2 protein-coding genes and 1 pseudogene are annotated in these 2,004 nt (G+C 69.7%); 2 read left to right on the forward strand and 1 reads right to left on the reverse strand.

Going from position 1 to position 2,004, the window contains the following annotated elements:
* On the forward strand, positions 1-877 hold an 877-nt coding region (locus UK23_RS36265; protein ID WP_045316279.1), incomplete at its 5' end, for a family 20 glycosylhydrolase.
* On the opposite strand, the pseudogene UK23_RS55165 reads toward UK23_RS36265, so the two are convergent.
* Positions 840-1,219, reverse strand: a pseudogene (locus tag UK23_RS55165) (SDR family NAD(P)-dependent oxidoreductase). The gene UK23_RS36265 and the pseudogene UK23_RS55165 overlap by 38 nt on opposite strands.
* A gap of 276 nt (positions 1,220-1,495) precedes the next feature.
* Here UK23_RS55165 and UK23_RS36275 point away from each other — a divergent pair.
* Positions 1,496-1,939 carry a hypothetical protein gene (locus tag UK23_RS36275; protein ID WP_045316280.1) on the forward strand — a complete coding sequence of 148 codons (444 nt, stop codon included), beginning with the start codon at positions 1,496-1,498 and terminating at the stop codon, positions 1,937-1,939.
* Positions 1,940-2,004: the final 65 nt, after the last annotated feature.

A 2,004-nucleotide genomic window follows, 5' to 3' on the forward strand; every position in this document is an offset into this window, starting at 1 on the left:
AGGTGTGACCGTGGTGCCCGAGATCGAGATGCCCGGCCACGCCCGCGCCGCCCTCGCCGCGTACCCGTCGCTCGGCAACTTTCCTTCGAGGACACTGCCCGTGTGGACCGGGTGGGGCGTGTCCGACGCCCTGTACGGCGTGCAGGAGGAGACCTTCGCCTTCCTGCGCGACGTCCTGACCGAGGTGCTGGAGGTGTTCCCGTCCCCGCACATCCACATCGGCGGCGACGAATGCCCGGCGGTCGAATGGGAGACCAGCCCACTTGCCGCCGCCCGCATCACCGCGGAGGGCCTGCCGGACGCGTCCGCCCTGCACGGCTGGTTCCTCGGCCGGATCAGCTCGTTCCTGGTCTCGCAGGGCCGTCACCCGATCCTCTGGGACGACGGCGAGAACCCGGACGGCCTGCCGCTCGCGGCAGCGGTGATGATCTGGCGCGATCCCGAGCACGGCCGCGCAGCCGTGCGCCGCGGCCACAACCTCGTCATGGCACCGTTCCTCAGCACCTACCTCGACTACCCGCAGAGCGCCGATGGCGAGCCGCCCGGCCAGCCCGCCGCCGTGGTGACGCTGGAGGACGTCTACCGCAACGACCCGCTGCCGCCCGACTGGGACCCCGCCTGGGCGGCCAGAGTGCTCGGCACCCAGGGCCAGCTGTGGACGGAGTTCGTGCGCACCCCGGAGCACGCCGAGTACCTGGCGTTCCCCCGGCTGTGCGCGCTGGCCGAGTCGGCGTGGTCGGTCGAGCGGGACTGGCACGACTTCCGTGCCCGGCTCGACGCCCACACGCCGATGCTCGCCCGAATCGCACCGCACCACCGACGAGTGCGGACGTCCGGAGTCACCGCTGAGGAAAGGCGAACACACTCCGGATGTTGATCGCGACCACCCGGTCGAACTGCTCGACGGTCATCGACTCGAGCGGAGCCGCGGGCAGGATGCCGGCGTTGTTGACGAGGACGTCCAGGCCGCCCAGCCGGGTCACGGTCTCGTCGATCGACCTGGCCACCTGCTCGGGGTCACCGCTGTCGGCCTGGATCGCCACGGCGGTGCCCCGGCTTCGGCGACCTCGGCCACCAGCTTCTCCACCGCGCCGGCCGAGGCGTTGTAGGTGAGGGCGACCGCGGCGCCGTCGCTCGCCAGCCGCCGCACGACCGCCGCTCCGATTCCGCGCGCGGCCCCGGTCACGAGCGCGCGCCGGCCTGCAAGTGGTGCTGCCATTTCAGGAACCTTTCGAACCGCACATTCCTGTGCCGCAAATGACGCAACAATTCCGTGCGTCCCGTCCAAGACCCGGTATCACCGTGCGGCGCGTGCGCATCCTGTCCCTGTCAGTGACAGGAAATCCGTTGACCTCAACGAAGTCAGGTTCACCCGTCCTGGTGACATCGCGGCCGGAATTCTCGCGGTAAGCGCAGGTCTGCAACTGCGCCACAGCTCCGATCGACCATCTCGCAGTTCTCCGGAACGGCGTCCGCGGCTAGGATCCGAAGCATCATGGGCGAGCGCACAGACGATTCCGCCGGCAACGGCGACGCGGCCATCAACGATCCGATGCTCACCACCCCGACAGCCCGGCTGATGGCGCTCGCGATGGGCACCAATGTCCGCGTGTTCGAGGTCCCGGCGGCGCACAGCGTCGGTCTCGCGGGCCTGGTCGGCCTCGGTTCCGACGAGCACGGCGAACCGCAGTGCAAGATCGGGCTCACCGACGACCTCGACGACGACCTGCGCGCGGACGTGCTGGCGTTCGGCCTGGCGGTGCTCGTCGGCACGCCGGAGGTCCTCGGCGAAAGCCCGGACGGGGTGCTCGGGATCAGCAGGCAGCGTCTTCCTCAGGCCGACAACGGTCCAGGCAACCTGGCCTGGCACATGTTGCAGACGTGCGGGCGCGAGTCGCCGTCGACGACGTTCCGGTTGATGGTCATCCAGTCCGACTAGTAGTGCTTTGCTGGGTCAGCAGGAACCCGGGATGTCAGACGCTTCGATGGTCGCGTTCTCACGGC

The organism is Lentzea aerocolonigenes (genome assembly GCF_000955955.1).
GTDB lineage: Bacteria > Actinomycetota > Actinomycetes > Mycobacteriales > Pseudonocardiaceae > Lentzea > Lentzea aerocolonigenes_A.